General features: G+C 58.1%; 17 protein-coding genes and 2 pseudogenes. 9 read left to right on the plus strand and 10 right to left on the minus strand.

Annotated elements, in window-relative coordinates:
* Nucleotides 1-162: 162 nt before the first annotated feature.
* The 3 genes and pseudogenes from AC1RS8_RS00085 to AC1RS8_RS00095 form a co-directional block, all read right to left on the minus strand.
* A complete protein-coding gene (locus AC1RS8_RS00085) occupies nt 163-1173 on the minus strand; it encodes a YeiH family protein (protein WP_150756534.1) in 1011 nt (336 codons plus the stop codon).
* Nucleotides 1174-1453: 280 nt separating this feature from the next.
* Nucleotides 1454-1552, minus strand: a pseudogene (locus AC1RS8_RS00090) (DsbA family protein); the annotation flags it as partial.
* Entirely contained in the window at nt 1549-2880 is a 1332-nt protein-coding gene (locus tag AC1RS8_RS00095) for an MFS transporter (RefSeq protein ID WP_150756533.1), read from the minus strand. The gene AC1RS8_RS00095 and the pseudogene AC1RS8_RS00090, both read right to left, overlap by 4 nt.
* A gap of 255 nt (nt 2881-3135) precedes the next feature.
* Here AC1RS8_RS00095 and AC1RS8_RS00100 point away from each other — a divergent pair, with 255 nt between their 5' ends.
* Nucleotides 3136-4176 carry an AraC family transcriptional regulator gene (locus tag AC1RS8_RS00100; protein ID WP_150756532.1) on the plus strand — a complete coding sequence of 347 codons (1041 nt, stop codon included), beginning with the start codon at nt 3136-3138 and terminating at the stop codon, nt 4174-4176.
* 394 nt (nt 4177-4570) lie between these two features.
* Here the strand turns inward: AC1RS8_RS00100 and AC1RS8_RS00105 are convergent, their stop codons facing one another.
* Both AC1RS8_RS00105 and AC1RS8_RS00110 read right to left on the minus strand, forming a co-directional pair.
* A complete protein-coding gene (locus AC1RS8_RS00105; protein ID WP_493162035.1) occupies nt 4571-6526 on the minus strand; it encodes a UvrD-helicase domain-containing protein in 1956 nt (651 codons plus the stop codon).
* Nucleotides 6519-8834 carry an ATP-dependent nuclease gene (locus AC1RS8_RS00110; protein WP_493162037.1) on the minus strand — a complete coding sequence of 772 codons (2316 nt, stop codon included), beginning with the start codon at nt 8832-8834 and terminating at the stop codon, nt 6519-6521. The genes AC1RS8_RS00105 and AC1RS8_RS00110 overlap by 8 nt, the downstream gene beginning before the upstream one ends.
* Nucleotides 8835-9230: 396 nt before the next feature.
* Here AC1RS8_RS00110 and AC1RS8_RS00115 point away from each other — a divergent pair, with 396 nt between their 5' ends.
* Nucleotides 9231-10157 (plus strand): ATP-binding protein, encoded by a 927-nt coding sequence (locus AC1RS8_RS00115; protein WP_493162039.1) that lies wholly within the window; start codon nt 9231-9233, stop codon nt 10155-10157.
* A gap of 216 nt (nt 10158-10373) precedes the next feature.
* On the opposite strand, the gene AC1RS8_RS00120 is transcribed toward AC1RS8_RS00115, so the two are convergent.
* Nucleotides 10374-10670: a helix-turn-helix domain-containing protein gene (locus AC1RS8_RS00120; RefSeq protein ID WP_458370598.1), complete on the minus strand. Its 297-nt coding sequence runs from the start codon at nt 10668-10670 to the stop codon at nt 10374-10376.
* Nucleotides 10671-10755: 85 nt separating this feature from the next.
* Between AC1RS8_RS00120 and AC1RS8_RS00125 the strand changes: the two genes are divergently transcribed.
* Nucleotides 10756-11214, plus strand: coding sequence for a hypothetical protein (locus AC1RS8_RS00125; RefSeq protein WP_493162041.1), 459 nt, complete (start codon nt 10756-10758; stop codon nt 11212-11214).
* A 968-nt stretch (nt 11215-12182) separates the two neighbouring features.
* Here AC1RS8_RS00125 and vimR read toward each other — a convergent pair.
* The gene (gene vimR, locus AC1RS8_RS00130; protein WP_057716524.1) at nt 12183-13112 is read right to left on the minus strand and encodes a transcription regulator VimR; all 930 of its coding nucleotides are present in this window, start codon (nt 13110-13112) and stop codon (nt 12183-12185) included.
* A gap of 125 nt (nt 13113-13237) precedes the next feature.
* Between vimR and AC1RS8_RS00135 the strand changes: the two genes are divergently transcribed.
* Nucleotides 13238-14251, plus strand: coding sequence for a zinc-binding alcohol dehydrogenase family protein (locus AC1RS8_RS00135; protein ID WP_057712133.1), 1014 nt, complete (start codon nt 13238-13240; stop codon nt 14249-14251).
* A 418-nt stretch (nt 14252-14669) separates the two neighbouring features.
* On the opposite strand, the gene AC1RS8_RS00140 is transcribed toward AC1RS8_RS00135, so the two are convergent.
* A complete protein-coding gene (locus tag AC1RS8_RS00140) occupies nt 14670-15866 on the minus strand; it encodes a multidrug effflux MFS transporter (protein WP_489339690.1) in 1197 nt (398 codons plus the stop codon).
* Between the two features lie 90 nt (nt 15867-15956).
* Nucleotides 15957-16154: a heavy-metal-associated domain-containing protein gene (locus tag AC1RS8_RS00145; protein WP_057712135.1), complete on the minus strand. Its 198-nt coding sequence runs from the start codon at nt 16152-16154 to the stop codon at nt 15957-15959.
* A 149-nt stretch (nt 16155-16303) separates the two neighbouring features.
* Here AC1RS8_RS00145 and AC1RS8_RS00150 point away from each other — a divergent pair, with 149 nt between their 5' ends.
* From AC1RS8_RS00150 to cueR, 3 genes are all read left to right on the plus strand, one after another.
* Nucleotides 16304-16687, plus strand: coding sequence for a hypothetical protein (locus AC1RS8_RS00150; RefSeq protein ID WP_057712136.1), 384 nt, complete (start codon nt 16304-16306; stop codon nt 16685-16687).
* Nucleotides 16688-16880: 193 nt separating this feature from the next.
* Entirely contained in the window at nt 16881-19274 is a 2394-nt protein-coding gene (locus tag AC1RS8_RS00155; protein WP_489339689.1) for a heavy metal translocating P-type ATPase, read from the plus strand.
* Nucleotides 19271-19684, plus strand: coding sequence for a Cu(I)-responsive transcriptional regulator (gene cueR / locus AC1RS8_RS00160; RefSeq protein WP_057712138.1), 414 nt, complete (start codon nt 19271-19273; stop codon nt 19682-19684). The genes AC1RS8_RS00155 and cueR overlap by 4 nt, the downstream gene beginning before the upstream one ends.
* 166 nt (nt 19685-19850) lie before the next feature.
* Here cueR and AC1RS8_RS00165 read toward each other — a convergent pair whose 3' ends face one another.
* Entirely contained in the window at nt 19851-20744 is an 894-nt protein-coding gene (locus AC1RS8_RS00165) for a PA4780 family RIO1-like protein kinase (RefSeq protein WP_046043760.1), read from the minus strand.
* Nucleotides 20745-21189: 445 nt separating this feature from the next.
* On the opposite strand from AC1RS8_RS00165, the pseudogene AC1RS8_RS00170 reads away from it, so the two are divergent.
* Both AC1RS8_RS00170 and AC1RS8_RS00175 read left to right on the plus strand, forming a co-directional pair.
* Nucleotides 21190-22278: pseudogene (locus tag AC1RS8_RS00170) on the plus strand (HAMP domain-containing protein); the annotation flags it as partial.
* 129 nt (nt 22279-22407) lie between these two features.
* A complete protein-coding gene (locus AC1RS8_RS00175) occupies nt 22408-23136 on the plus strand; it encodes a methyl-accepting chemotaxis protein (RefSeq protein ID WP_371317838.1) in 729 nt (242 codons plus the stop codon).
* Nucleotides 23137-23391 lie beyond the last annotated feature (255 nt).

A 23391-nucleotide genomic window follows, 5' to 3' on the forward strand; every position in this document is an offset into this window, starting at 1 on the left:
AGATCGCGTCTTTCCCGACCATTCGTGATGAACCAAAAAAAAACGGCGACTGCTGGTACAGTCGCCGCAAAAAACCGATGTTTGCGGCACCGGTGGTGAGCTTCACTGTAACGAGGAGCCAGCCCAGTGAGGCCCTGCCATAAACCTGAGTGAAGCCTGTTTTCAGAGGCCCCAGTGCAGCAACAGCAGTACCAGCACGACCAAGAACACCGTCTCACCGACCATCAGCAGGATCGGTTTGATGCCGACCGCCGCCAGCTCCTTGAGCCGAGTCTTCATGCCCAGGGCACTGATGGAAATCACCAGGCACCAGCGCGACAACTCATTGACCCCGCCTTGCACCGCCGGAGCGATCCAGCCGGTGCTGTTGATGCAGGCCAGAATCAGAAAGCCCACGGCGAACCATGGCAGCAGCGGTGGGCGCTTGCCGGTCGGGTCAGCGCCTTGCATGCGGGTGATCATGGCCGCGGTGACGATCACCGGCAGGAGCATGGCAACGCGCATCAGCTTGACCACCGTGGCCGTATCACCGGTCTCGGTTGACATGCCGTACCCAGCACCGACCACTTGGGCGACGTCGTGGATGGTGGCGCCGAGGAACACCCCGGCGATCTGTGGCGACAACGAGAACCAGTTGGCAATCATTGGATAGACGATCATCGCCAGGGTGGACAACGCCGACACGCCGATCACCGTGAACAGGGTCGCGCGCTCTTTCTGCGGATGGTTCGGCAACGCCGCCGCCAGTGCCAAGGCTGCCGATGCGCCGCAGATGGCCGTGGCGCCACCGGTGAGCATGCCAAACAGCCGCGAGAAACCCAGAAACTTCGCGGCGATCACCGAGGCAGCGATGGTCAACACCACCAGGATCACCACCAGTACCATCGGCTTCCAGCCCAGTGCCGCCATTTGTTCCAGGGTGATGCGCATGCCCAGCAGAGCGACGCCGATGCGCAGTACCGTGCGGGCGGTGAACTCGACGCCGACTTTGCAGGGACCGTCGTCGGCAAGAAAATTCAAGGCCATGCCCAGCAACAAGGCGAACAACATGACCGGCGCGCCGTAGTGCTCGGACAAAAACGAGGCGGCGGCGGCCACGATCAGGCTGACTATAAAGCCCGGTACCAATTCGCGTGTGCGGGTTTGGATGCGGGTTAGAGCAATAGCGCTCATGGCGCGGACTCCTCGAAAAAGGTAGCAATGAATGCCTGGCCGTCGATGATCGTGGCCGGGTGGTTATTGACTTTGAGTTGGGTGGAAATGAACAGATAGCCGCTCTTTGTATGGCCCCCGGCCGGCGGGCCTTTGTCAGCAGGTACAGGAATGAGCCGGGCATGCCAGTTACCGCTCGCGATCACTTTCGCGCAGCGCTTCGCTCATGGAGGCCAGCAGCGCATCGGGGGGTCGTGAACCCACCACCGTCCTCTGCCGGCCGAACTGCACACTAGGCACGTCGAAACTGTACCTGCGAGTGTTCCAGTTGGCGCTCGCCGATCAGGCACCAGGGGCAAAAGAAATCGAAAAACACATCAATACGTAAACGACGACTCACAACCTCACCTCTAACCCGGCTTCACTGACAGGGTCAGGCACGCTCTGCCCCTGAAGCCGGGCGATATCTCTGTGGTAATGACACTTGGCATAAAAGAACACCGCCGCTGCCGCGAGGCTGACCAGCGGTACCAGTTGAAACGCGGCATGCAAACCGATGAGGTCGGACACCCGACCGGTGATGAACGGCCCCGGTGCCAACCCCAGCAGGTTGTTGGCCAGGGTCAGCGTGGCGAAGGCCGTGCCGTGCACCGAGTAATGGGTCAGGTTGGCAACCATCGCGCCGCTAGGGCCGGTGGTACCGGTGGCAATCAGCATGCCCAGGCAGATCAGCAGCAGTTGCACCGGCCCCGCCTGCAAGGCAAAGGCTGCCGACAGCAACAGACAACTGCCCAGACAAAAGGCGATGGCCAGGCTGACCTTGCGCTCCGGTGAGTGGCGACACAGGCGATCGCTGAGCATGCCGCACAGAATCATCCCCACACCGCTGCACAACACGATGAGCGCCGCCATGCCGCCGGCCTTGTCGGTGGGCATGTCGTAGTAGCGGTTGAGGTAGCTGGGAATCCACACCATCACCGTACCGCCGACGAATAGCTGCAAACCGCTACCCACGTACGTGGCGATCACCGAATGGCTGGACCACAAAGTGCGCAGCGGACGCTTGACCGCGGCAGCCGTCTTGTTCGCAATCTGCGCGGCACGTTGTGGCGCAATGCGTGCTTCCTTGACGATCAGCGGATAGAGCACCGCCAGCACCAGGCCAAACAGAGCCATGCCGGCGAACGACCAGCGCCAGCCCAGCTTGGCCGCGATAGCACCGCCCAACGCCATGCCCAGCACGGCACCAAACAAGCCACCGGCCATGAAAGCACTGGCCAGGGTGGCGCGCATATGTTTGGGGAACACCGAGATCACCACGGCGATGCCGACGCTGCCGTAAGCCGCCTCACCGACACCGACCATAAATCGCGCGATGAACATCTGCTGGTAGTCCTGCGCCACCGCGCAGCCCAGGGTCGCCAGGCTCCAGAGCAGCGCCATCAACGCCAGGCTCTTGACCCGGCCGAAGCGGTCGGCCATCAACGACAGAGGGAACGTCAGCAGGCCAACCATCAGGGCAACGACGCCGCTGAGCAGACCGAGCTGGCCGTCGCTCAACGCCCACTCGCTCTTGAGCAGCGGGAACACCGCGTTGAGCACTTGGCGTGACATGTAATCGGAAATCAACAGGCCGAACGTCAGCGCGAAGACAATCCAGGCATATTTACGCGCAACGCCGACTCCACCGGAGTCGTCATCGTCGGCGGCGATTGGGTGAAAGGCCATGCAGCCTCCTCAATGTGGTTGTTTTATTGTTGTTATCAAGCGTGTAGCCGCTACGGCTTACGAAAGTGACTTCAATGCCCACACGCGTGAGCATCCCCATGACCAAGGGCCGTGCTGTTGAACCGCAGTAGGTTCTAGCGCGTATCCATTACCTTCCGCTCTCTATTTTCGGAAGCCTGAAGGTAGCTTTGACGGGGCATCCTGCACTAAGCTTCGCAGGACTCAATCTTGCGAAATTGGGACACGAGGGAAATCATGTATACCCTGACGCGGAGTGCCAGCCTTACCAACTATGAACAGGTTGCCCGTTCAGAGGGGCTCGATCCTTTTCGTATGCTGCGGATGGCCAAGCTGCCGGCCAGTGCCCTCGACGATCCGAATATCATGATCAGTAGCGATTCGGTCGGGTGGCTGCTGGAGGAGTCAGCCCGATTGTCCGGTCAGGAGGCTTTCGGTCTGCTGCTCGCCGAAAAGAGACACCTTTCCAACTTTGGCATGCTGGCGCTGCTTATCCGCGAAGAGCCAACACTGCGCGCCGCCTTGCAATCTTGCTTTCGCTATACGCGACTGCATAACGCCGGTGTGCAATTGTGGCTTGAGGATGTGGGCGATCTGACCCTGCTGCATGTGGGGGTGAACATGCAGGGCCATCATGGCGTCTGGCTCCAAGCGATTGAACAGGCAACCGGAATTATCCTGCGCACGTTGTGCATTCTGAGCGGCTATACCTTCCGGCCGGTAAGGGTCAGTTTTACTCACGCCCCCCCCTCCAGCCTTGAAGTACACCACCGTGTGTTGGGAACCGCGATCGAGTTCTCTCAGGAATTCAACGCCATCGTTTGCCGCGGGGGCGATTTGGATATGGCCATACCTGAGGCGGACCCCGCGCTGCATCGCGAAGTGAAGCGATCGCTGGACATGCAGTTGGCTAACCTGCGCGACGAGCCGACGCAGCGGGTACGTCAGATCGTCAAGATGCTGCTGCCAAGCGGACTGTGTTCTGTCGATGCGGTTGCCCAGCATCTTGGCATGCATCGACGCACCCTTAACCGCCACCTGGCAACTGAGGGTGAGAGTGTCACAACGATTATCAACGCTGTACGGGCTGAACTCGCCGAAGAGTATTTGGCCAACAGCAGACGCCGATTTTATGAGGTAGCCGAACTGCTCGGCTTTTCCACGGCCGGTGATTTTTCACGCTGGTTCCGCAGCCAGTTTGGCAAGACACCTTCGAATTGGGTTGCTTCCTATCGAGAGAGCAAGGCGCCCCCCGAGCCCCGCCGCCTGAAAAAATAGAAGGAGAGATTCAAGGGCGACTGACAAGCCTGTTGGCCGACCAACCTGCCTGAAACTGTCATTTTTTCGAAGCGGCCATTATCGGCGACAAGTCCTACATAAGTGAAACGCCCCAGAACCCAGAGACGCTTCTGAGCGTCTCCTTTGGGTCGTTTTCAGCCCTTCGCGACGCGCAGCAACCGGCCAGAAGCGGTCACTCGAAGTTGTCTGTGAACCTAAGGGCGATTCAGAGTGCGAGGGCCTGTTGATCACGGTAAAGCGATATTCATTAGCGAGCGACATGTGCGGTTGATACCGCGCCCACGGCTGCCTCAGAGTTCACGGCGTGCTCGCCGTAAAGGGTCTGAATGAGGCGGCGGAAATTCTCTTGCGCGATCATCCAAGCGAGAATCGCTCATACTGCCTCGAAGACTGCTCCAGTGTGGATCGCTTCATCTTCAAAAAGATCAAGCTGACGTATGTGAGCCTCTGCCCGCTCAGGATCGACCGTGAAAAGCACTACAGCCAAGTCTTTTAGCGCCCTTGTGCAGCTCACATAAAAAAGACGGCGCGTTCGATCCACTGTTGTTTCTTCATCCGCATCTATATGTTTTCTGTCGTTATCTGAGAGCTCTTTAAGGCCTAAGTATTTTTCGTAGGAGAATTGGAAGTGGCTACTTTCAGCGTCATCTAAGACGACAAGTACCCTGTCGAACTCAGCACCTTTTATGCCTTGCTGAGTCCAAAAAGGTGAGCGTTCCGAGATGTAGGTATGGTATGGCAAAAGCTGGCTTGCGGGACACGCTAGAAAAGCATCCATGGAGGCCATTTCCTTTTCGGACTCATCGTCTTCTAGAATGTCTTCGTCATTGTCCGCGCCTACTTCGGTCTCGGGCTGAACAGGCGCTGCTGCATTTGGGTCCAAATACGATACCAACCTAGGGTCGAGGATCAGTAACTCAGAGGCATGTACTTGTTTCAGAAGGTCGCCGATCGTTGCACCGGAATTCCCCGCTATGCCTGCTGTGATCGAGGCAACAAGTTCGCCGAGTACTTTAAGGCGCTCCGCCACGCTCGCTTCGACAAGAGACTCTTTATCAAGAAGAAGTGAATACTCTCGGATCAATCGCATCACTTCAACCTGTCGGCCATTGGTATGAGCGATAGCGATCGGGATCAAAAACCTTACACACGGCGAAATAGGCCATGCAGATCCGTCTAAAAAACCATCTTTGAACGCTGAGGGAGCTTTGGAGTTGAGCGCAGCGTAGAGGGTTCCAAATCCTAAGCGCCTTGCGGCCATCTGATGAACAATGACAAGAAGCTTTACCCACGCGTGGTCATCATCACCTAGTTGCCAATGATCATCACCGGTTTGTGCCGCCATCCATTCGCGTACTCGAATCAAATTCGCGTCGCGTGTATCGTCTGCAGGCAAAATGAAAAGGTGCGCCGAACCTTCAGGGGTTTGAACGATGCCATCAGGACCTAGCCGTTTGCCAGGGATTTGAACGAGGTCATCACCGTCACGACGAATGGCATTCGCGAGATTCAGAACCTTAGTTGAGCACCGGAAATTTTCAGGTTTCGGAATGTCAGCCCAAGTAGGTTGTGCTTCAACCTGTCCAGTCCCCGTAGCGTAGATTCTTTGCATCGGATCGCCAAAGAAGCCAAGACAAAATGTGACTCCGGGTTCGCGCTCGACGGTCTTCAAAGCTTCCACGACGTCGGTGGTCGTGTCTTGGCTCTCGTCCACAAATACGAACGGGAACTGGCGCGCGAGAAGGGTTCGGAAGAGAGGGCGTTCGGCAATGAGACAGGGGACGAGTTTCAGAATGTCGTCATGGCCCAGAATACCCTTTGCGTAATTGCTACCTGTACCGTATCGGAATCCTTTGACTGCAGCGATCCGCCCCGACTGCCGATGGAGGCGTTCCAAGTCTCGGGTGTCCTTATCCTTCGTGCGCTGTTGAACCCTAGGGCCATAGGTTGCCCGCTTTTCTTCAAGGGCCTCTATTTTTTCCACTATGCGCCCCGACACCCAGACGCGAATGTCGTTCTGAAAAGGCTTAGCCAACAGCCACATGAAGCTGTGGATCGTCGAGACGTGAACCAGGGGGTCACTGCCGACGTCCCTCCAAATCTCTCCGGCCGCAATCTCGGTGTAGGTAATGCAGGCAACGCGCTGACGAGTCTTCTTCAGCTTATCGCCGTGCATTTGGATGACCGATGACAGGCCCTTAATTAGCGACGTGGTTTTTCCGGAACCAGCACCGGCCTTCATGATGAAGCTACGCGGTGGAACATTTCCAAGGCAGTTTCGCAGGTCGATGTCGGCCTGGGTGTCCGGCTTGTTCGCCCGGCTACTCATGCTCGTCTCCTATCGCAGCATCTTCTTCGGCGATGAGAATGGCGTCGGGCAGCACGGTCTCGAGTTCGATCCGTATTTCGTCTTTCAGCCAGACAAGCCCATCACGGATGTAAGTCGGCACATGCCACGCTTTCTCGTCTTCAGTGAGAACGGCGAGCGCGAACTTCGTTTTATCGAAACTCTTCCGCGAAACCTTCTGATGGAGGCCTTTGGCAAGAGCAGCAGGACCAGCGGCTTCGCCCTTCACAATCAGGCCTAAAGGCTTCCTCGCTATGGCCTGGGACCAGTCCGGGTTTTCGAGGCCGAAGTCTTCTTCTAGCGTACGCCCGCAGAGGGTTTCAGTGGCCCCGTTCCAAGTGATAGCCCGTTCAGTCTGATAGGCTACGCGAACCTTCGCATCGTCTTCGAGCACGTGAGTTTTGTCCGCTTCCGATGCGTTACGCAAGTCTTCGATTGTGAGCTTCCCCGGAAGCCATTTAATGAGGGTTTGATTCGAAGTTGCAGCGTCCGGTTCACTGGGCAAACAAGCCTTCCCATATTTCTTCTTAGGCGCTGGGACCATAGGCTCTCGGACTGGATCTTGCACATTGTCCCGAACCTGCCCTGCAGCATCGTCTTCCGCGTCGGCTGGAACCTCAAACTCTTCGACTTCCTCGTCATCCACGGCATCGTCAGCCGCCTGAGCCACGAGGGCAACACTATCAATATCGGTGATGATCAGGGTTGTCAGACCGAGAAACTCGATGAGCGACTGGAAGCGGTGCCCAAAGGCACCGCCCACCTCCAAGATGCATAGACAAGCTGAGCGGAGAGTCTTCGCGCTCTTCCGAATCATGACAGGGAGGAGCAATCTCTCAACGTTGCCTTCAACTAGAATTGCGGCATCTGAGAAAAATAGATCACAGTGTGTCAGCTTAAGATATCGTTCTAGAAAATCACGATCATCTGGCTGGGATTGGTAGAACGCCGATAGATTAAGTACTTCCGTCAACTGTTCCTTGCCAACTTTCTTGCGTCGGAAGTAGCGGATCGGCTTGAAGCCTCGCTCGTAAAGGATGTGCGGGGAGTGGGTCGTGATGACCATCTGACTGCCAAAAATGCTTCCGTCATCGCCCTCTATATTCAGAAGCTCAAGAATATTGCGGATGAAGACCTGTTGGAGTTGGGCGTGTAGATGGGCCTCTGGCTCCTCCACAAAAAGCAGGTGCAATGGAGGGCGACTGTCCATCGTCGCCCACTTGGCTTGGGAATCGAGAATCTCCACAACCATGTAGATCAAATTCTTGAATCCAAGCCCGTTATAACTATCAGGAAGGGTGGCCGTGTCTTCGCCATCTCCGATCTGGTAGTGAACCCGCGCGTCCTGGCTCATGACGTGCGCGGGGTCTAGCGCTGACATTATCTTCAGTCGCGGGTTATTGACGCCCGGATAGCCAAGCTTGGCGAGACGATCAAGCGTCGGCTTGAATACGCCATCCAAGTGAATGTTGAGCGCTTGCTCAGAGTCGAACAGCGCCTTTAGGGCTATGTGATCGTCCTGCCGCTGATTAAGGTTGCGCTTGTAGAAGCGGCTCAGACGCTTTGACAGGTCTTCTGATCTTCCGCCAGCTTCCGGATTAGGATCAGCAAGGTGTCGTTGAGCACCCAGATTGTCGATATGAATAAGAGACTTTAGAATCGTTCCGCCGCCTGGCTCTCCACCTAGTTCATCTGGAACATAATCGCCGACCTCGCGGAAGTTCTCATCAAATTGCGAGCGATCCAAGATGAAGTAGCGCAGCTCGTACTCGCTCTTGAGCTCGCGCTGGAGATAATCCGTCATAGAACGCGGCCAAGGAATATATTGCGACTCGGGCGGCAGTTCCGCTGTCTGCACAGCACCTTTGGCCTTAGCTTCTTGGAAGTTTTGAATGAGGTTGATGGGGCTTCTAGCAGTCAGGGAAACTCGTATACCAACCTTGGTTCCTTCCCACGCTGTACTAGGGAGCAAGGGAATCACTAGATAGAGGTCTGGCGCTGCAACCTCGAACCAAAGATCAAGATCTATACTTGGAAGCGAGAACCCCCCAGGTAGCGGGCCGGCTAAGTCGATATTTGCAGCTTCATCGAAATTCTTCCAGCATGAGGAGCTGAAATCATAGAGGCTGAAACGATCCCTTCCACCCGTCACGAATGCATGGATGGCCTGAGTTGCCGATGTTTTGCCGCTGTTATTCGATCCTACGAATATTGAGATATCGTCAGCCAGCTCAATATGAGCATCCTTTAGACGTCGAAAATTTCTGAGACGATACGAGTGAAGATGCACGAAAATCCTCCGCTGATTTTTGAAATCTATAGCAAGCTGTATCGCCGAAATACATCAGTGCGCCTTGGCTTCGCGTACCCGACTACTCTAAGTTCGCTTTTTGATCATCCCCGATGGGAGTGACTACCTCCGGCATGTGTCCACATGTCCAATGCCTGCGGCTCAGCACCCTGAGCTTAGCCTGTGCACTTCCCTTGCGTGCGTAGCACGAAGGGATAGCCGTAACCTGTCCAGTTCTTTCCTCACGTCATAATTTTAATCTGCGAGCGGAGCCAGTGGCCGTTTTTCCATTAGGGCGTGCAGTTTTTGAATCGCCCCAGTTTAGTAGACGATTTGAGTGTCTGCTTTTGGCCGTTCTCTGCCGGTCATGGTTACTAGGCCTGCTGGTCGAATCCGATGCAATTTGTGGTCAGAACGAATGCAAATGACTGGTCAGGTCGAATGCAAACGGGTGGTCAAGTGGAGTGCAATTTCGCATCTCAGACGCATGCTTTTCTGCAGTGGAAATTGAATCCGACTTTTCAACAAATTTGGCCGACTTCAGCACTATCACGAAATGGCAGTTTTGAGCAGTATAGGGACTGTTCATTTGAGTGCATTCCTATGGCCGTAATAGGTAATCCTTACCCCGCCAGTGGTGGTACACGACCTCCTGAGCTGGTTAGACGTGACGATCTGCGTGAGCGGTTACGAGTGTCGATTGAGCGCGTTCGCATTGGGCGACCAGCAAAAAACCTCATAATTGTTGGGTTGCGAGGTGTCGGAAAGACGGTTCTACTGAATCAGATGTTGACGGACGCAGAGTCGATCGGTACTCACGCAGTCTATGCGGAAGCATCGGAAAAGCGGTCGTTGTCTTCCCTGGTGATCCCACAATTAAGGACTACATTGCTTTGCCTGAGCACGATGCAAGCTTCCAAAGACGCTGCTATTAGAGCGCTCCGAGCGCTCTCAGGCTTCGTAAAAACACTCAAAAGACGTTACCAAGATATTGAGGTAGATTTCGATTACGAACCCGAGCCGGGATTGGCCGACAACGGCGATCTCGAAGGGGATTTTGCCACCTTGTTGACTCATGTTGGTGAAGCGGCGCGGGATGCGCGGACGGCCGTAGTGATCTTTATCGACGACCTTCAGTACGTCGCCGAACCAGAGTTAGCCGCCCTCATTACGGCCCTGCATCGGGTTTCGCAATTGAGTCTTCCGATCACAGTTGTTGGAACTGGCCTGCCCCAAATGCTCGACCGAGTTGGAAGTGCGAAGTCCTATGCTGAGCGTCTGTTCGATTATCCCGAAATAGGCGCTATAGGGATGCATAGCTAATTGTCCTACGCACATGGCTGCCGCTTTACCGGGATGAGTCAGCAGCTGCGCTGCAGGCGGACGCCTACAATGAAGACTCCAGGGTGGTGGAAATACCAAGCAACGGGTGGCTGCGGCTTAATTTCACGATCCGGTATATCTGGCTACGTAGAGTACACCTGACCAATCGTTGGAGGGCTGCGTATTCCATTTTTCCATTTTTTGGGTTGGCGATTTTTATCGACCGACTTTCATGCTCAATCCGATAGTCCTGAGTTCCTCCTGCACACGAGCCAGAATCTCCTCGGTTGGTTCTTTTGTTTCCTCGGCTTTGATACAGCAATAAACAAATAATGTTGAGGGATGAATCCCCAGCGCAAACGCTAACTCATGGATTTTTTCGAGGCTTGGCGATTTCATGCCGCGCTCTAGATCGCTGACGAAGGGTTGGCTCGGTCCAATGGCCTCTTGAGGTAGGCCTTTGCTAAGTCGGATGTCGCGAACGGCTAATCCGAAAGCCTTCTTCAGTTCCATTTTCCGTGCTCGCAAAAAGGAACGATGAAGCCTTCGCAAAGAAGAAATCGCTATACTCTACTGAGTATACAAAGGAAATGCTTTGATGTTCAGAACACCTATTGCTGCAGAAGAGCCATTATTTGGACAGTTTTTCGGTGAAGATTACCGAGTTTGGAAGTACGTGGAGCTGACGCTTCCCCACATTTGGTTCTATGTGACCATTGTCGAGAAAGTCCAAAACATCGCGGTAAAAAGCATTTTGATGATCGACAGCGTCGCGCTTTTAGACGATCTGCTGTCAGCTTCGCCCTCTGAACGATACGTGGAGAACATCCACCTAGTCACACCCGGCCGATTAAATGAGAGTGGCGATTGGCGTATGGAGCGTTTATTTCGGATAGAGCACCTGAGCGATGAGGACTCAGTCGCCCATCTCTATAGAGTGAAAAATAATACTACCTACGTAGATGGCGATCGCGGCTTGTCGATAAGAGTTACTACCCAACGAAGGGTAATTTTTAACGACTGCCAAGAGCAGACAGCTGGGAGCAGTGTAGAGTGAGCCCTTACGTTAAGGAGTGGCGCCAAATGCCGGAAGTGCCAGCAACGCAGCGCGGCCTGTCAATTGCCCAACAGCAGTCGTTTCACTCGCAATAGTTCCTACGACCTACCAGCCCGATTGCAAACGACCTAACTGCAACAATGGCCGGTGACGTAATTCCTGCTGACCGTCCTCCTGCAATCCGTGGCTTGTGGAACTCAAGTCCAGAGTGTCCATAGCCCTGGCTAGGTGAAGAGCCTCTCCTGGTCTTCAGAAGTGGTGCTGCTAGCTGCTCCTGCAGTCAAGGTTTGACGCTTTGTGCGTTGCCAATCAGCGATAGCAATGCGTCAAACAACGCTTTCCCACATTTGCCGCCTTGCCCAGCCACTCAGTGTGCTACTTCATATCTTGATTGGCTGCGTTCCTCGGGTCAGAACGAGAGACCAATTTATGCCAGCGCCTCTTGGCCAACCTCGTCATCACACCTTGATGCCCCCGCTGGCACAAGGAAACCGAACGCTCCACCCAACGACCTTGGTAAGGCAGTCGTCATACCCGAATGGCTTAAGATGCTGGAACTAACGCTGGAATAGCAAAAAAAAGTTAATAGCTGTAATAGCCTGAACTTAAAAGAAAATTCCTTTAGTAACAGTTAGTAAGGCTCCAGAAGACGTGTATTCACTCCCTGTTGAATCGTTTCGTCTACTGCCCAGAGAAATCTTGACCAGTAATGTGTCGTCGGCCAATCCGTGGAAACTGCCATAAGCCCGGCAACGCCTTGCTCAACCATTTGCGCTGCCCGGCCGATGCTGCGAAGGTCAGAAGGATGACCGTGCAGCCGGGCCGACTCGAACGTGGACCCACCATTGGGGATCGACGCTACTTACATGATGAGGGCGCTAGTATATGCGGGTTGGTCGACGGATCCTTTCCTCCACCCGGCGTAGGTGGTGATCGTTCCTGAGGGAAATTTCTCTTTTTTCGTGCGACTAATGATCGATTTCCGAAAAGCCTGGAAATTGACTGCTCAAAAGGGCGCATCGTCTGGCAAGCATTTCACGCAACAGGTTCACCGGCTTACTCAATTGTGCGCGATGGGCGCACAACAGATTCAACGGTGCGCGCTCACACAGCAGCTCCGGCATCAGCACCTTCAAGCGGCCGGCCAGTACATCGGCGGCCACATCGAGCCAGGATTTGTAAGCGATCCCGGCACCTGCCACGGCCCATAGGCGCACGACATCGGCATCGTCGCTGAAACGATCGCCGCTGACGGTCAGGCTGACTTCGCGTTTGCCGTCGTGAAAACTCCAGTGATCGTGGACCCGGCTGCCGAGCATGTACAACAGGCAATTGTGCTGTGCCAGTTGCTCCAGCTGCCGCGGCTCGCCATGCCGGGCCAGATAGCCGGGAGCGGCGCACAACACCCGTCGGTTCTGCGGGGCGATGGGCAGCGCCACCAGGCTGGAGTCCTCCGGTTCACCGTAGCGCAGGGCAATGTCTACCGGTTGGCGAAACAGGTCGGCAATGCGGTCCCCCAGCAGCAGGCGCACGGTGAGTTTCGGATGCTCGCGTTGAAACTCGTCGAGCCAGGGCAGCAGCAGGTTGCGGCCAAAGTCCGATGGCGCCGACAGTTGCAGCACCCCGCTGACCTGGTCCTGACCACTGGCCAGCAATCGCCGGCCCTCGTCGAGATTGCTCAGGGCCGCGCGGGCATATTCAAGAAAGCCCTCGCCTTCGGCGGTCAGGCGCAAGCTGCGGGTAGAACGGGCCAGTAAACGGGCGCCGAGTTGCTGTTCGATGCGCTTGAGCGCCGCACTGGCCACCGCCGCCGACATGTCCATGCCCCGCGCGGCGGCGGACAGGCTGCCCAGGTCCGCCGCCCGGACAAACAACTGCAAGTCATCGAAACGCAGCATCAAGAACACCGATTATCAAAAAAAAATTGAAAGAGACTGCTCTTTTAGCCGGTTTTATCTTCAGGAGAAATAGCCAATCATCTGCCCCATCGAATCCCCTCTTTATTAGTGTTCAGGAGCCGCCCATGAAAGCCATTGCCTACTACGCCTCGTTGCCGATCAGCGACAACAAGGCTCTGCAAGACATAGAGCTGCCAGAGCCGGTTGCCGGCCCCCGCGACTTGCTCGTGGAAGTCAAAGCCATCTCGGTCAACCCGGTGGACACCAAGGTGCGCCAGAACGTCCAGCCCGAAGGCGGCGCGGCCAAAGTGCTGGGTTGGGACGTGGCCGGTGTGGTCAAGGCCGTGGGCAGTGAGGTGACGCTGTTCTCGGTCGGCGACCAGGTGTTTTACGCCGGCTCCATCGCGCGGGCGGGCGGCAACAGCGAGTTGCATGTGGTGGACGAGCGCATCGTCGGCCACATGCCCAAGACCCTCGGATTCGCCGAAGCCGCTGCCCTGCCCCTCACCGCGATCACGGCATGGGAACTGTTGTTCGAGCGCCTGCAAGTGCGCGAAGGCAAAACCGATGAAGGCCAGAGCCTGTTGATCGTCGGCGCGGCAGGTGGCGTGGGCTCGATTCTTACGCAGCTCGCTCATCAACTGACGGCCCTGAAAGTCATCGGCACCGCTTCGCGTGCGCAGACCCAAAGCTGGGTGAAGGAGCTGGGCGCTGACCTGGTGATCGACCATGGCCAGCCACTGAGCGAAGCACTCAAGCGTGCCGGAGTGGATCAGGTTACCCACGTCGCCAGCCTGACCCAGACCGACCAGCATCTGGACCAATTGGTGGAGGCATTGGCGCCCCAAGGCAAACTGGCGCTGATCGATGACCCCAAGTCGCTGGACGTGACCAAGCTCAAGCGCAAGAGCCTGTCACTGCACTGGGAGTTCATGTACACCCGTTCACTGTTTGAAACCGCGGACATGATCGAACAGCACAACCTGCTCAATCGCGTCGCCTGGCTGATCGATGCCGGGACACTGAAAACCACGATGGGCGAACACTTCGGCACGATCAACGCGGCCAATCTGCGCCGTGCCCATGCCCTACTGGAAAGCGGCAAAGCCAAGGGCAAGATTGTATTGGAAGGGTTCTGAAGCGCTGAAAAAACCGCCACTGATTTCATCGCTTTCTGCTGTTTTCCGTCTGCGACCGGGACGCTCCGGTCGCGGACAACCTCTGTGGGCGCCCTCGAAAAGCCGTGTTTTTTTTAGTTACAAACCGTCAGTCAGACAGTTGATCCTTGTCACAATGGTGACCGTGTACGGGACTACAATCGAATCTCCTGCGAGGCATTCTTTTGCGTAACGTCTTTTACGAGAGGTGATCAGCTGTGAAGATCCTGATAAAAGAACTGGCAAAATCCCAGTGGCAAGTCCGTCTTGACCAACATGCTGTGACGTTCCGCAGCGAAGCAGAAGCTCGCGCTTTCACGCGTACCCTTGAAGCCCGCATCCAGGCCCCTCACCCGATTCCCGTCCTCCTCACGCAGCGCGCAGCCGGCTGACTCCGGCCTCAAACCCGGGCTTGCGCCAGCGCCCGGGCATTTTGCAAACGCCGGGTGAGCACCGCCGCGCTCACCACCAGAATTCCACACATGCTGATGACCATGGCCATCGGCACGGCGCTGCCGTCGTGCAACACGCCCACCAGCGCAGAGGCGCCGGCAGCCACGCTGAATTGCAGGCAACCGAGCAGCGCCGACGCGCTGCCGGCCCGTGCGCCCTGCCCGCTCATCGCACAAGCCGCCGCGTTGGGGCTGATGCAACCGAGGCTGGCGATACAGATGAACAATGGAATCAGCAGCGGCCACAATTGTGCCGTGTGCAGAGAGCTGACAGCGAGCAGGGTCAAACCTGCCGCCAGATAAACCCACACCGCGCGCGCCAGCAAAAACATCGGGCCACGTTTGGCCAGTAACCGCGCGTTGACCTGCGCCACCAGAATGAAGCCCGCCGCATTGATGCCGAACAGCCAGCCGAAATGCTCGGCCGCAACGCCGTAGAGCTTGATGAAGATGAAGGGCGAACCGGCGATGTAGGCAAACATCCCGGCGATGGCGATGCCCCCGGTCAAGGCATGGCCAAGAAATATGGGATCGGCCAGCAACCGACCGTACTGACGCAGCGCACCGGACAGCGGTTGACGCGGTATGTGAGCCGGCAAGCTTTCCGGCAAGCCCGTCGCAACCGCCAGCCCCGCCAGAGCACTGAAACCGGTCAAGGCCAGGAAAATCGACTGCCAGCCTGTCGTGTTGACCAACAACCCACCCAGCAATGGCGCAAGGATGGGAGCAAGTCCCATCACCAGCATCAGCTGCGAAAAGACTTTCGCCGACCCCACCGCATCACACTTGTCGCTGACCACCGCCCGGGAAATCACCATCCCCGCGCAACCGCCCAACGCCTGGATGAAACGCGCGCCGATCAGCCATTCCAGGTTCGGCGCATAGGCGCACGCCACGGAAGCCGCGGTGAACAAACCGACACCGATGAGCAACGGAATGCGTCGCCCGAAACGATCCGCCACTGGACCATAGGCCAACTGACCGATGGACAAGCCGAGGAAGTAGGCCGCCAACGTCATCTGGACGTGATTTTCGTCCGTGCCGAAAGCCAGGGCCATGGCCGGGAAGGCCGGCAGGTAGAAATCGATCGCCAGCGGACCGAAAGCGCTCAAGGCGCCGAGAATCAGAATGGTACGGAAGTTCATCAGGCATCCAGTGGGGCAGAAGTCGGCAGCCCGACAGTCTAGCCGCGCACGGACGCCTTGAACATTCCGGTAGCTCGCTAACTATCAAATTCAGGCCAGTTTGACGCCGTAACCCTCTTCGCTGATCGCCTCGATCACCTGCTCGGCGGTCAGCGCACTTTCGACACCGACCTCCCTGGCAGCCAGATCGACCCGCACACTGGCTGCCGGGTCTTTGGCCTGGAGCGCCTGGGTGATGGCCTTGACACAGTGACCACAAGACATGCCTTCGACGTTGAACACTTGCATGGGATGACTCCTTTTTCCGAGGGTTGAACCCAGTTTCGAGCTTGCCACCATGGCAAGGTCAAGTTCTGAAGTGAGCTGCCGGGCTGGCAATCGGCGCGACGCTCGGCCAAGCTGCGTCCATCAATGACTCGAACTCAGGAGATTCAGCCATGCGCTGGTCAGTTTTCAGCCTGTTTGGCTTTCTCAGCCTTTTCGCCGCCGTGCCTTCGGCCAATGCTGCCAGTCAGGATTATGGCGTGCTGATCATTTCCCGCGAGCGCCTGGAAGTCGCGACCAGTTGCGAAATCGGCGTGTACATCCAGGATCAACTGGCGGCGCGGCTGTTTCAGGAACAGAGCACCTCGTTCAACCTGCCGCCGGGCATCGTCTCGCTACGCCTGAAACTGCTGCCGGGCCAGATGCCGGGTTGCAATCCGGGCATGCTCGCGCCGGGTTCGCAGGATATCCAGCTCAAGGCTGGCGATGTGCTCAAGTACCGGATCGCGATGACGCAGGAAGGGATGTACCTCAAGCGCGCCGGTCTCGGCTACTGACATCTATACCCCCTGTGGGAGCGAGCTTGCTCGCGATTAGGCCGTTACATTCAACAATTCTGTTGACCGGTACTCCGCCATCGCGAGCAAGCTCGCTCCCACAGGGGATCAGCGGCACGTTTAAGATTGGCGCTTGACCTTGCCAGCATGGCAAGGTTGATCCTGTGGTCATCTACTACAGGGAGTGCGACCGATGTCCGAATCCACCACGTTCGACCTGCCGATTGCCGGCATGACCTGCGCCAGTTGCGCCGGGCGGGTCGAGCGCGCCTTGAGCAAAGTCATTGGCGCCAGTGCCGTCAGCGTCAACCTCGCCACTGAACAGGCGCGGGTCCAGGCACCCGGCGACAGCTTGCCGGCCTTGATAGATGCCGTGGCCAAGGCCGGCTACAGCGTGCCGCAACAGAGCCTGGAATTGAGCATCGACGGCATGACCTGCGCGTCCTGCATCGGTCGCGTCGAGCGTGCGCTGGGCAAGGTGGCCGGAGTGAAAAGCGTCAGCGTCAACCTGGCCAACGAACGCGCCCACCTTGAACTGCTTGGCCAGATCGATCCGCAGACCTTGATCGCCGCTGTGACAAAGGCTGGCTACAGCGCCAGCGTCTGGGAAGCCGAACACCCGCCAACCGACAATCAGCAACAGCGCCTGCACCGCGAACGCTTGGCCTTGATCATCGCCATTGCCCTCGCCTTGCCGCTGGTATTGCCGATGCTGCTACAGCCATTCGGCGTGCACTGGATGCTCCCGGCCTGGACGCAATTCGCCTTGGCCACGCCGGTGCAATTCATCTTCGGCGCACGGTTTTACGTCGCCGCCTGGAAAGCCGTGCGCGCCGGGGCCGGCAACATGGATTTGCTGGTCGCCCTGGGCACCAGCGCCGGGTATGGCTTGAGCCTGTACGAATGGGCCACCGCCGCCGGGCGCATGCCACATCTGTATTTCGAAGCCTCGGCGGTGGTGATCGCCCTGGTGCTGCTGGGCAAGTACCTGGAAAGCCGCGCCAAGCGCCAGACTGCCAGCGCCATTCGAGCCCTCGAAGCCTTGCGTCCGGAACGGGCGATTCGGGTGACCGATGGTCACGAGCAAGACGTCGCCATCAGCGCCCTGCGCCTCAATGACCTGGTGATGGTCAAACCCGGCGAACGCTTCCCGGTGGATGGCGAAGTGATTGAAGGCCAGAGCCACGCCGACGAAGCCCTGATCAGCGGCGAGAGCCTGCCGGTGCCCAAGCAGCCCGGCGACAAAGTTACCGGCGGCGCGATCAACGGTGAAGGCCGGTTGCTGGTGCGTACCCAGGCCCTCGGTGCGGAAACCGTGCTGGCGCGGATCATCCGCCTGGTGGAAGACGCCCAGGCCGCAAAAGCGCCGATCCAGAAACTGGTGGATAAAGTCAGCCAGGTGTTCGTGCCCACCGTTCTGCTGATTGCCCTGGCTACCCTGATCGGCTGGTGGCTGTATGGCGCGCCGATGGAAACCGCGCTGATCAACGCCGTGGCGGTGCTGGTGATCGCCTGCCCGTGCGCCCTGGGCCTGGCCACGCCGACGGCGATCATGGCCGGCACCGGCGTGGCGGCACGCTATGGGATTCTGATCAAGGACGCCGAAGCACTGGAGCGTGCCCATGAAGTCAGCGCGGTGGTGTTCGACAAAACCGGCACCCTGACCTCCGGCGCCCCGCGCATTGCTCATCTGAGTGCCATCGACGGTAATGAGGCGAGCCTGCTGCAATTGGCCGGAGCCCTGCAACGCGGCAGTGAGCATCCGTTGGCCAAGGCTGTTCTGGATGCCTGCGCCGAGCGTGGACTGAAGGTGGCCGATGTCAGCGACAGCCAGTCCCTGACTGGTCGCGGCATCGCCGGCAGCCTCGAAGGGCGTCGCCTGGCGCTGGGCAATCGGCGTCTGCTGGAAGACAGCGGCTTGAGTGCCGGGCCGTTGGCCGACTCGGCGATCGCGTGGGAAAAAGAAGGCCGGACCTTGTCCTGGCTGATCGAACAATCCCCCGAACCCCACGTGCTGGGCCTGTTCGCCTTTGGTGACACCCTCAAGCCCGGCGCGCTGCAAGCGGTGCAACAACTGAGCGCACGAAACATCAGCAGCCATCTGCTGACCGGCGACAATCGTGGCAGCGCCAACGTGGTGGCCCAGGCCTTGGGCATCCACGATGTGCATGCCGAAGTGCTGCCGGCGGACAAAGCCGCCACGGTCGCCGCACTGAAACAGACCGGGGTGGTGGCGATGGTCGGTGACGGCATCAACGACGCCCCGGCACTGGCCGCCGCCGACATCGGCATCGCCATGGGTGGCGGCACCGACGTCGCCATGCACGCGGCCGGCATCACCCTGATGCGCGGCGATCCACGACTGGTGCCGGCCGCATTGGAGATCAGCCGCAAGACCTACGCCAAGATTCGGCAGAACCTGTTCTGGGCCTTCGTCTATAACCTGATCGGCATTCCGCTGGCCGTGTTTGGCGTGCTCAACCCGGTGTTGGCCGGTGCGGCCATGGCGTTGTCGAGCGTCAGCGTGGTGAGCAATGCGCTACTGTTGAAAACCTGGAAACCCAAGGACCTGGAGGACAACCGATGAACATCGGCCAAGCGGCCCGCCACAGCGGCCTGAGCGCAAAGATGATCCGTTATTACGAATCCATCGGCCTGCTCAAGGCAGCCCATCGCACCGACAGCGGCTACCGGGTATACGGCGAAGACGACCTGCACACGCTGGCGTTCATCAAGCGCTCGCGGGACCTGGGGTTTTCCCTGGAAGAAGTCGGCAAGTTGCTGACCCTCTGGCAAGACCGCCAGCGCGCCAGCGCCGATGTGAAAGCGTTGGCCCGCCAGCACATCGATGAGTTGAACCAGAAGATCCGTGAACTCGGCCAGTTGCGCGACACCTTGCAGGACCTGGTTGAGCACTGTCAGGGCGATCATCGGCCGGATTGCCCGATTCTCAAGAGTCTGGAGTCGGGGTGTTGTGTCACCCCGGCCCCATCGTGATTGCAGGTCACCGCAAAAACCTGTGGGAGCGAGCTTGCTCGCGATAGCGGTGTATCTGACACATCAATGTTGGATGTGCCGACGTCATCGCGAGCAGGCTCGCTCCTACAAGGGATTTGGATGGCACACAAAAAACCCGGCCGAAGCCGGGTTTTTCTTTAACCGATCACTGCATCCACGGTGGAGGCGGTTCTTCGGTCTTGCCCGGCGGCGCATCGTCCGCCGCGCGTACGGCTTGCTTGCGCTCTTCATCCAGGCGCGCAGCCTCGATCTCGCGCATGATTCCACCCACGTCGGCCAGCTCTTCCGTGTCGGCGAACTCGCCGGTCAGGACACTGGCCGGGTGCAAGGTGCCAGCCTCGTACAAGGCCCACATTTCCTTGGCGTATTTGGTCTTCTTCAACTCCGGCGCAAATCGCCCGAAATAGGACGCCATGTTGCCCACGTCCCGCTCCAGCATGCTGAACGCGTGGTTGTTGCCAGCCGCATCCACCGCTTGCGGCAGGTCGATAATCACCGGGCCGGTCGGCGTCAGCAGCACGTTGAACTCCGACAGGTCGCCGTGCACCAGACCGGTACACAACATCAGCACGATCTGCGAAATCAGGAACGCGTGATACTCGCGCGCCTGGTCCGGTTCCAGCACCACATCGTTCAGGCGCGGCGCGGCATCGCCGTATTCGTCGGCCACCAGCTCCATGAGCAGCACGCCTTCGAGGAAGTCGAACGGCTTTGGCACCCGCACTCCGGCACTGGCCAGACGGAACAGCGCCGCCACTTCAGCGTTCTGCCAGGCGTCCTCGGTTTCCTTGCGGCCAAACTTGGAGCCCTTGGCCATCGCACGGGCCTGACGGCTGTTGCGCACCTTGCGGCCTTCCTGGTACTCGGCCGCCTGACGGAAACTGCGTTTATTCGCCTCCTTGTAAACCTTCGCGCAACGCAACTCGTTGCCGCAGCGCACCACATAAACAGCTGCTTCTTTACCACTCATGAGTGGGCGCAGCACCTCGTCGACCAGACCGTCCTCGATCAGGGGTTCAATGCGTTTTGGAGTCTTCATCAGCTTTTATTGTGGGTCCTTTATTACCAAACACGCGAAAGTCATTCGTTATACGGCAATCCACTCACGGGGGGGAGGGGTTGCCGACTTATGAACATTGCAGATGCACACAATGTACCGTTCTCATCAGGTAAAACCGACGACCGCCATGGTCGTTCCAGATCATAGCCGAGCCTGCCTCACTTGTTGTGCAGGGGCATTGAGGGCAATTGCGACAGAAGCTGACACCACAGTTCATACCTTCCGTAGGATTTTTCCCAACAGACCTCAATTTCCTCCGATAACAGCCGAAGTCCTAAGTGACAAAGTGATTTGTCCGACAATCGCTCCCCCAATAATAGCGATGCCGCACTCAAGGACCCGGGTTGACCAAGAACGTTTACGGCTGCCAATAAACCGCGAGTCATCTGCACTGCGTGGGCCTACAAGAAAATCTGGAGCGCGGATGAACATCAAACAGAAGTTGACCTGGGCGTTTGCAATCATCGCCTGCCTGCCCGTGGTGCTGGTCGCCACCCTCGTTGTGCTGAACCTGCGCAGTGATGCCAGGGACGAATTCGTCGACGGCAGTGCCCGCGAGATTCGTCAGGTCAGCAATGCCATGCAATTGTTCTTTGACGGCATCAGCCAGAACGTCGATTACCTGGCCAAGCAGCCGCTGATCCGAAACTCCGACGACAGCCTCAAGACTTACATGGCCGCCAACGCCGAAAGCGTCCCTCAGGGGGAGGCTGACAAAAAAGTCTTCGCCCTGCTCCAGGATCTGGGCAACAGCCACCCGGCCTACGCCTATGCCATCCTCGGCACGGCGGCGGGCGGCTATGTGTCGTGGCCGGATGATCCTAAGCTGAATAACTACGACCCGCGTCAGCGCCCCTGGTACAAGGCCGCCCAGGCCAAACCGGGCAAGCCGTTTCGCACCGAGGCCTACTACTGGGCCCAGGATGACGCGACCTATGTCAGCACCGTGCGCACCATCGACAACAAGCTGGGCACCAACGGTGGCGTGGTCAGCATCGACGTGACGCTCAAGCAGCTCACCGAAATCGTCAAACAGATCAAGCTTGGTGAAACCGGCTACCTGATGCTGCTGGAAAACACCGGCATGGTCCTGGTAGACCCGAAACAACCGGAACACAACTTCAAACCGCTGAGCACCCTTGGCGACGGCTACGCGCAATTGGCCAAGGCCGGCAAGGGCCTGGTGGAAGTGGAGCTGAACGGCGAGCACTACATGGCCAACATCTGGCCGTCCGAGCAACTGGGCTGGACCTTCATCGGCCTGATCAAACAGGACGACGTGATGAGCTCCGCGACCCAGTTGACCTGGTTGATCGCCATCATCGCCGCCGCCCTGGCCGTCATCTTCGCCATCGTCGGCGCCAGTTTTGCCAGCCTCATCGTGCGCCCGATCCGCAGCGTGGCCAGCGGCCTGGAAGGCATCGCCCAGGGCGAAGGCGACCTGACCCAGAACCTGCAAATCCGTGGCAACGATGAAACCGCGCAACTGGCCAACTGGTTCAACCAGTTCCTGACGGCGATTCGCAACCTGATCCAGAACATCGGCGGCGCGGCGGGCAAAATCCTCGCCACGTCCAAGAGTTCGACTCAGGTCTCCAGCGACATGGCCGAAGCCGCCGGACGCCAGCGTGAAGCGGTGGACATGGTCTCCACGGCGTTCCACGAAATGGTCGCCACCGCCAACGAAGTCGCGCGCTCTTGCAGCCAGGCGGCGGAGTCTGCCGACAGTGGCCAGCGCCAGGCGCGCGAAGGTCAGCAACAGATCGATGCGGCGGTGAACAGCGTGGATCGCCTGAGCCAGGAAATCGAACAGTCGGCCCAGTCGATGCAACAGCTCGAACGCGACAGCAACGACATCCAGTCGATCCTGGGGACCATCCGCTCGATCGCTGAACAGACCAACCTGCTGGCGCTGAACGCCGCGATCGAAGCGGCCCGGGCCGGTGAACAGGGACGCGGCTTTGCCGTGGTGGCTGACGAAGTGCGGGCCCTGGCCAAGCGCACGGCCGACTCCACGGCGGAAATCGACGGACTGCTGGGTAACCTGGCCAAACGCACCAGCCAGGTGACCCAACAGATGCACGCCAGCCTGGAAGTGTCCCAGCAATCGGTGACGCGCATCGGCGAGGCACGCAACAGCTTCGGGCAGATCCGCGAATCGGTGGACGTGATCCGCGACATGAACACCCAGATCGCCACGGCGGCGGAACAACAGCATCAGGTGGCTGAAGACATCAACCGGCACATCAGCCAGATCCATGGCGACGCGCAGTTGGTGGCGGAACTGGCCAACTCGGCCCGCCTGGACTCCCAGAGCCTGGCCGGGTTGTCCAATGAACTGGACGGGTTGGTGCGCAGGTTCCGTACCTGATCAACCGGCACACCCCATAACCCTGTGGGAGCGAGCTTGCTCGCGAAAGCGGTATGGCAGTCAACATGGATGTTGAAGCTGATGGCCCCATCGCGAGCAAGCTCGCTCCCACAAGGTTTCAGTGTCGCTCACATAATCTGAGCCAGGCACAAAACCTGTGGGAGCGGGCTTGCTCGCGAAAGCGGTATGGCAGTCAACATTGATGTTGAAGCTGATGGCCCCATCGCGAGCAAGCTCGCTCCCACAAGGTTTCAG

This window comes from Pseudomonas sp. GW821-FHT12A04 (genome assembly GCF_058807755.1).

Excerpts from the sequence above, each read along its gene's own strand:
- AC1RS8_RS00125 (WP_493162041.1), top strand. The coding sequence starts at position 10,756 with ATGTTCAGAACACCTATTGCTGCAGAAGAGCCATTATTTGGACAGTTT.
- AC1RS8_RS00100 (WP_150756532.1), top strand. The coding sequence starts at position 3,136 with ATGTATACCCTGACGCGGAGTGCCAGCCTTACCAACTATGAACAGGTT.
- AC1RS8_RS00145 (WP_057712135.1), bottom strand. The coding sequence starts at position 16,154 with ATGCAAGTGTTCAACGTCGAAGGCATGTCTTGTGGTCACTGTGTCAAG.
- AC1RS8_RS00175 (WP_371317838.1), top strand. The coding sequence starts at position 22,408 with ATGGTCTCCACGGCGTTCCACGAAATGGTCGCCACCGCCAACGAAGTC.
- AC1RS8_RS00155 (WP_489339689.1), top strand. The coding sequence starts at position 16,881 with ATGTCCGAATCCACCACGTTCGACCTGCCGATTGCCGGCATGACCTGC.
- AC1RS8_RS00115 (WP_493162039.1), top strand. The coding sequence starts at position 9,231 with ATGCAATTTGTGGTCAGAACGAATGCAAATGACTGGTCAGGTCGAATG.
- AC1RS8_RS00095 (WP_150756533.1), bottom strand. The coding sequence starts at position 2,880 with ATGGCCTTTCACCCAATCGCCGCCGACGATGACGACTCCGGTGGAGTC.
- AC1RS8_RS00120 (WP_458370598.1), bottom strand. The coding sequence starts at position 10,670 with ATGGAACTGAAGAAGGCTTTCGGATTAGCCGTTCGCGACATCCGACTT.
- AC1RS8_RS00140 (WP_489339690.1), bottom strand. The coding sequence starts at position 15,866 with ATGAACTTCCGTACCATTCTGATTCTCGGCGCCTTGAGCGCTTTCGGT.
- AC1RS8_RS00105 (WP_493162035.1), bottom strand. The coding sequence starts at position 6,526 with ATGAGTAGCCGGGCGAACAAGCCGGACACCCAGGCCGACATCGACCTG.
- AC1RS8_RS00085 (WP_150756534.1), bottom strand. The coding sequence starts at position 1,173 with ATGAGCGCTATTGCTCTAACCCGCATCCAAACCCGCACACGCGAATTG.
- vimR (WP_057716524.1), bottom strand. The coding sequence starts at position 13,112 with ATGCTGCGTTTCGATGACTTGCAGTTGTTTGTCCGGGCGGCGGACCTG.
- AC1RS8_RS00150 (WP_057712136.1), top strand. The coding sequence starts at position 16,304 with ATGCGCTGGTCAGTTTTCAGCCTGTTTGGCTTTCTCAGCCTTTTCGCC.
- cueR (WP_057712138.1), top strand. The coding sequence starts at position 19,271 with ATGAACATCGGCCAAGCGGCCCGCCACAGCGGCCTGAGCGCAAAGATG.
- AC1RS8_RS00135 (WP_057712133.1), top strand. The coding sequence starts at position 13,238 with ATGAAAGCCATTGCCTACTACGCCTCGTTGCCGATCAGCGACAACAAG.
- AC1RS8_RS00165 (WP_046043760.1), bottom strand. The coding sequence starts at position 20,744 with ATGAAGACTCCAAAACGCATTGAACCCCTGATCGAGGACGGTCTGGTC.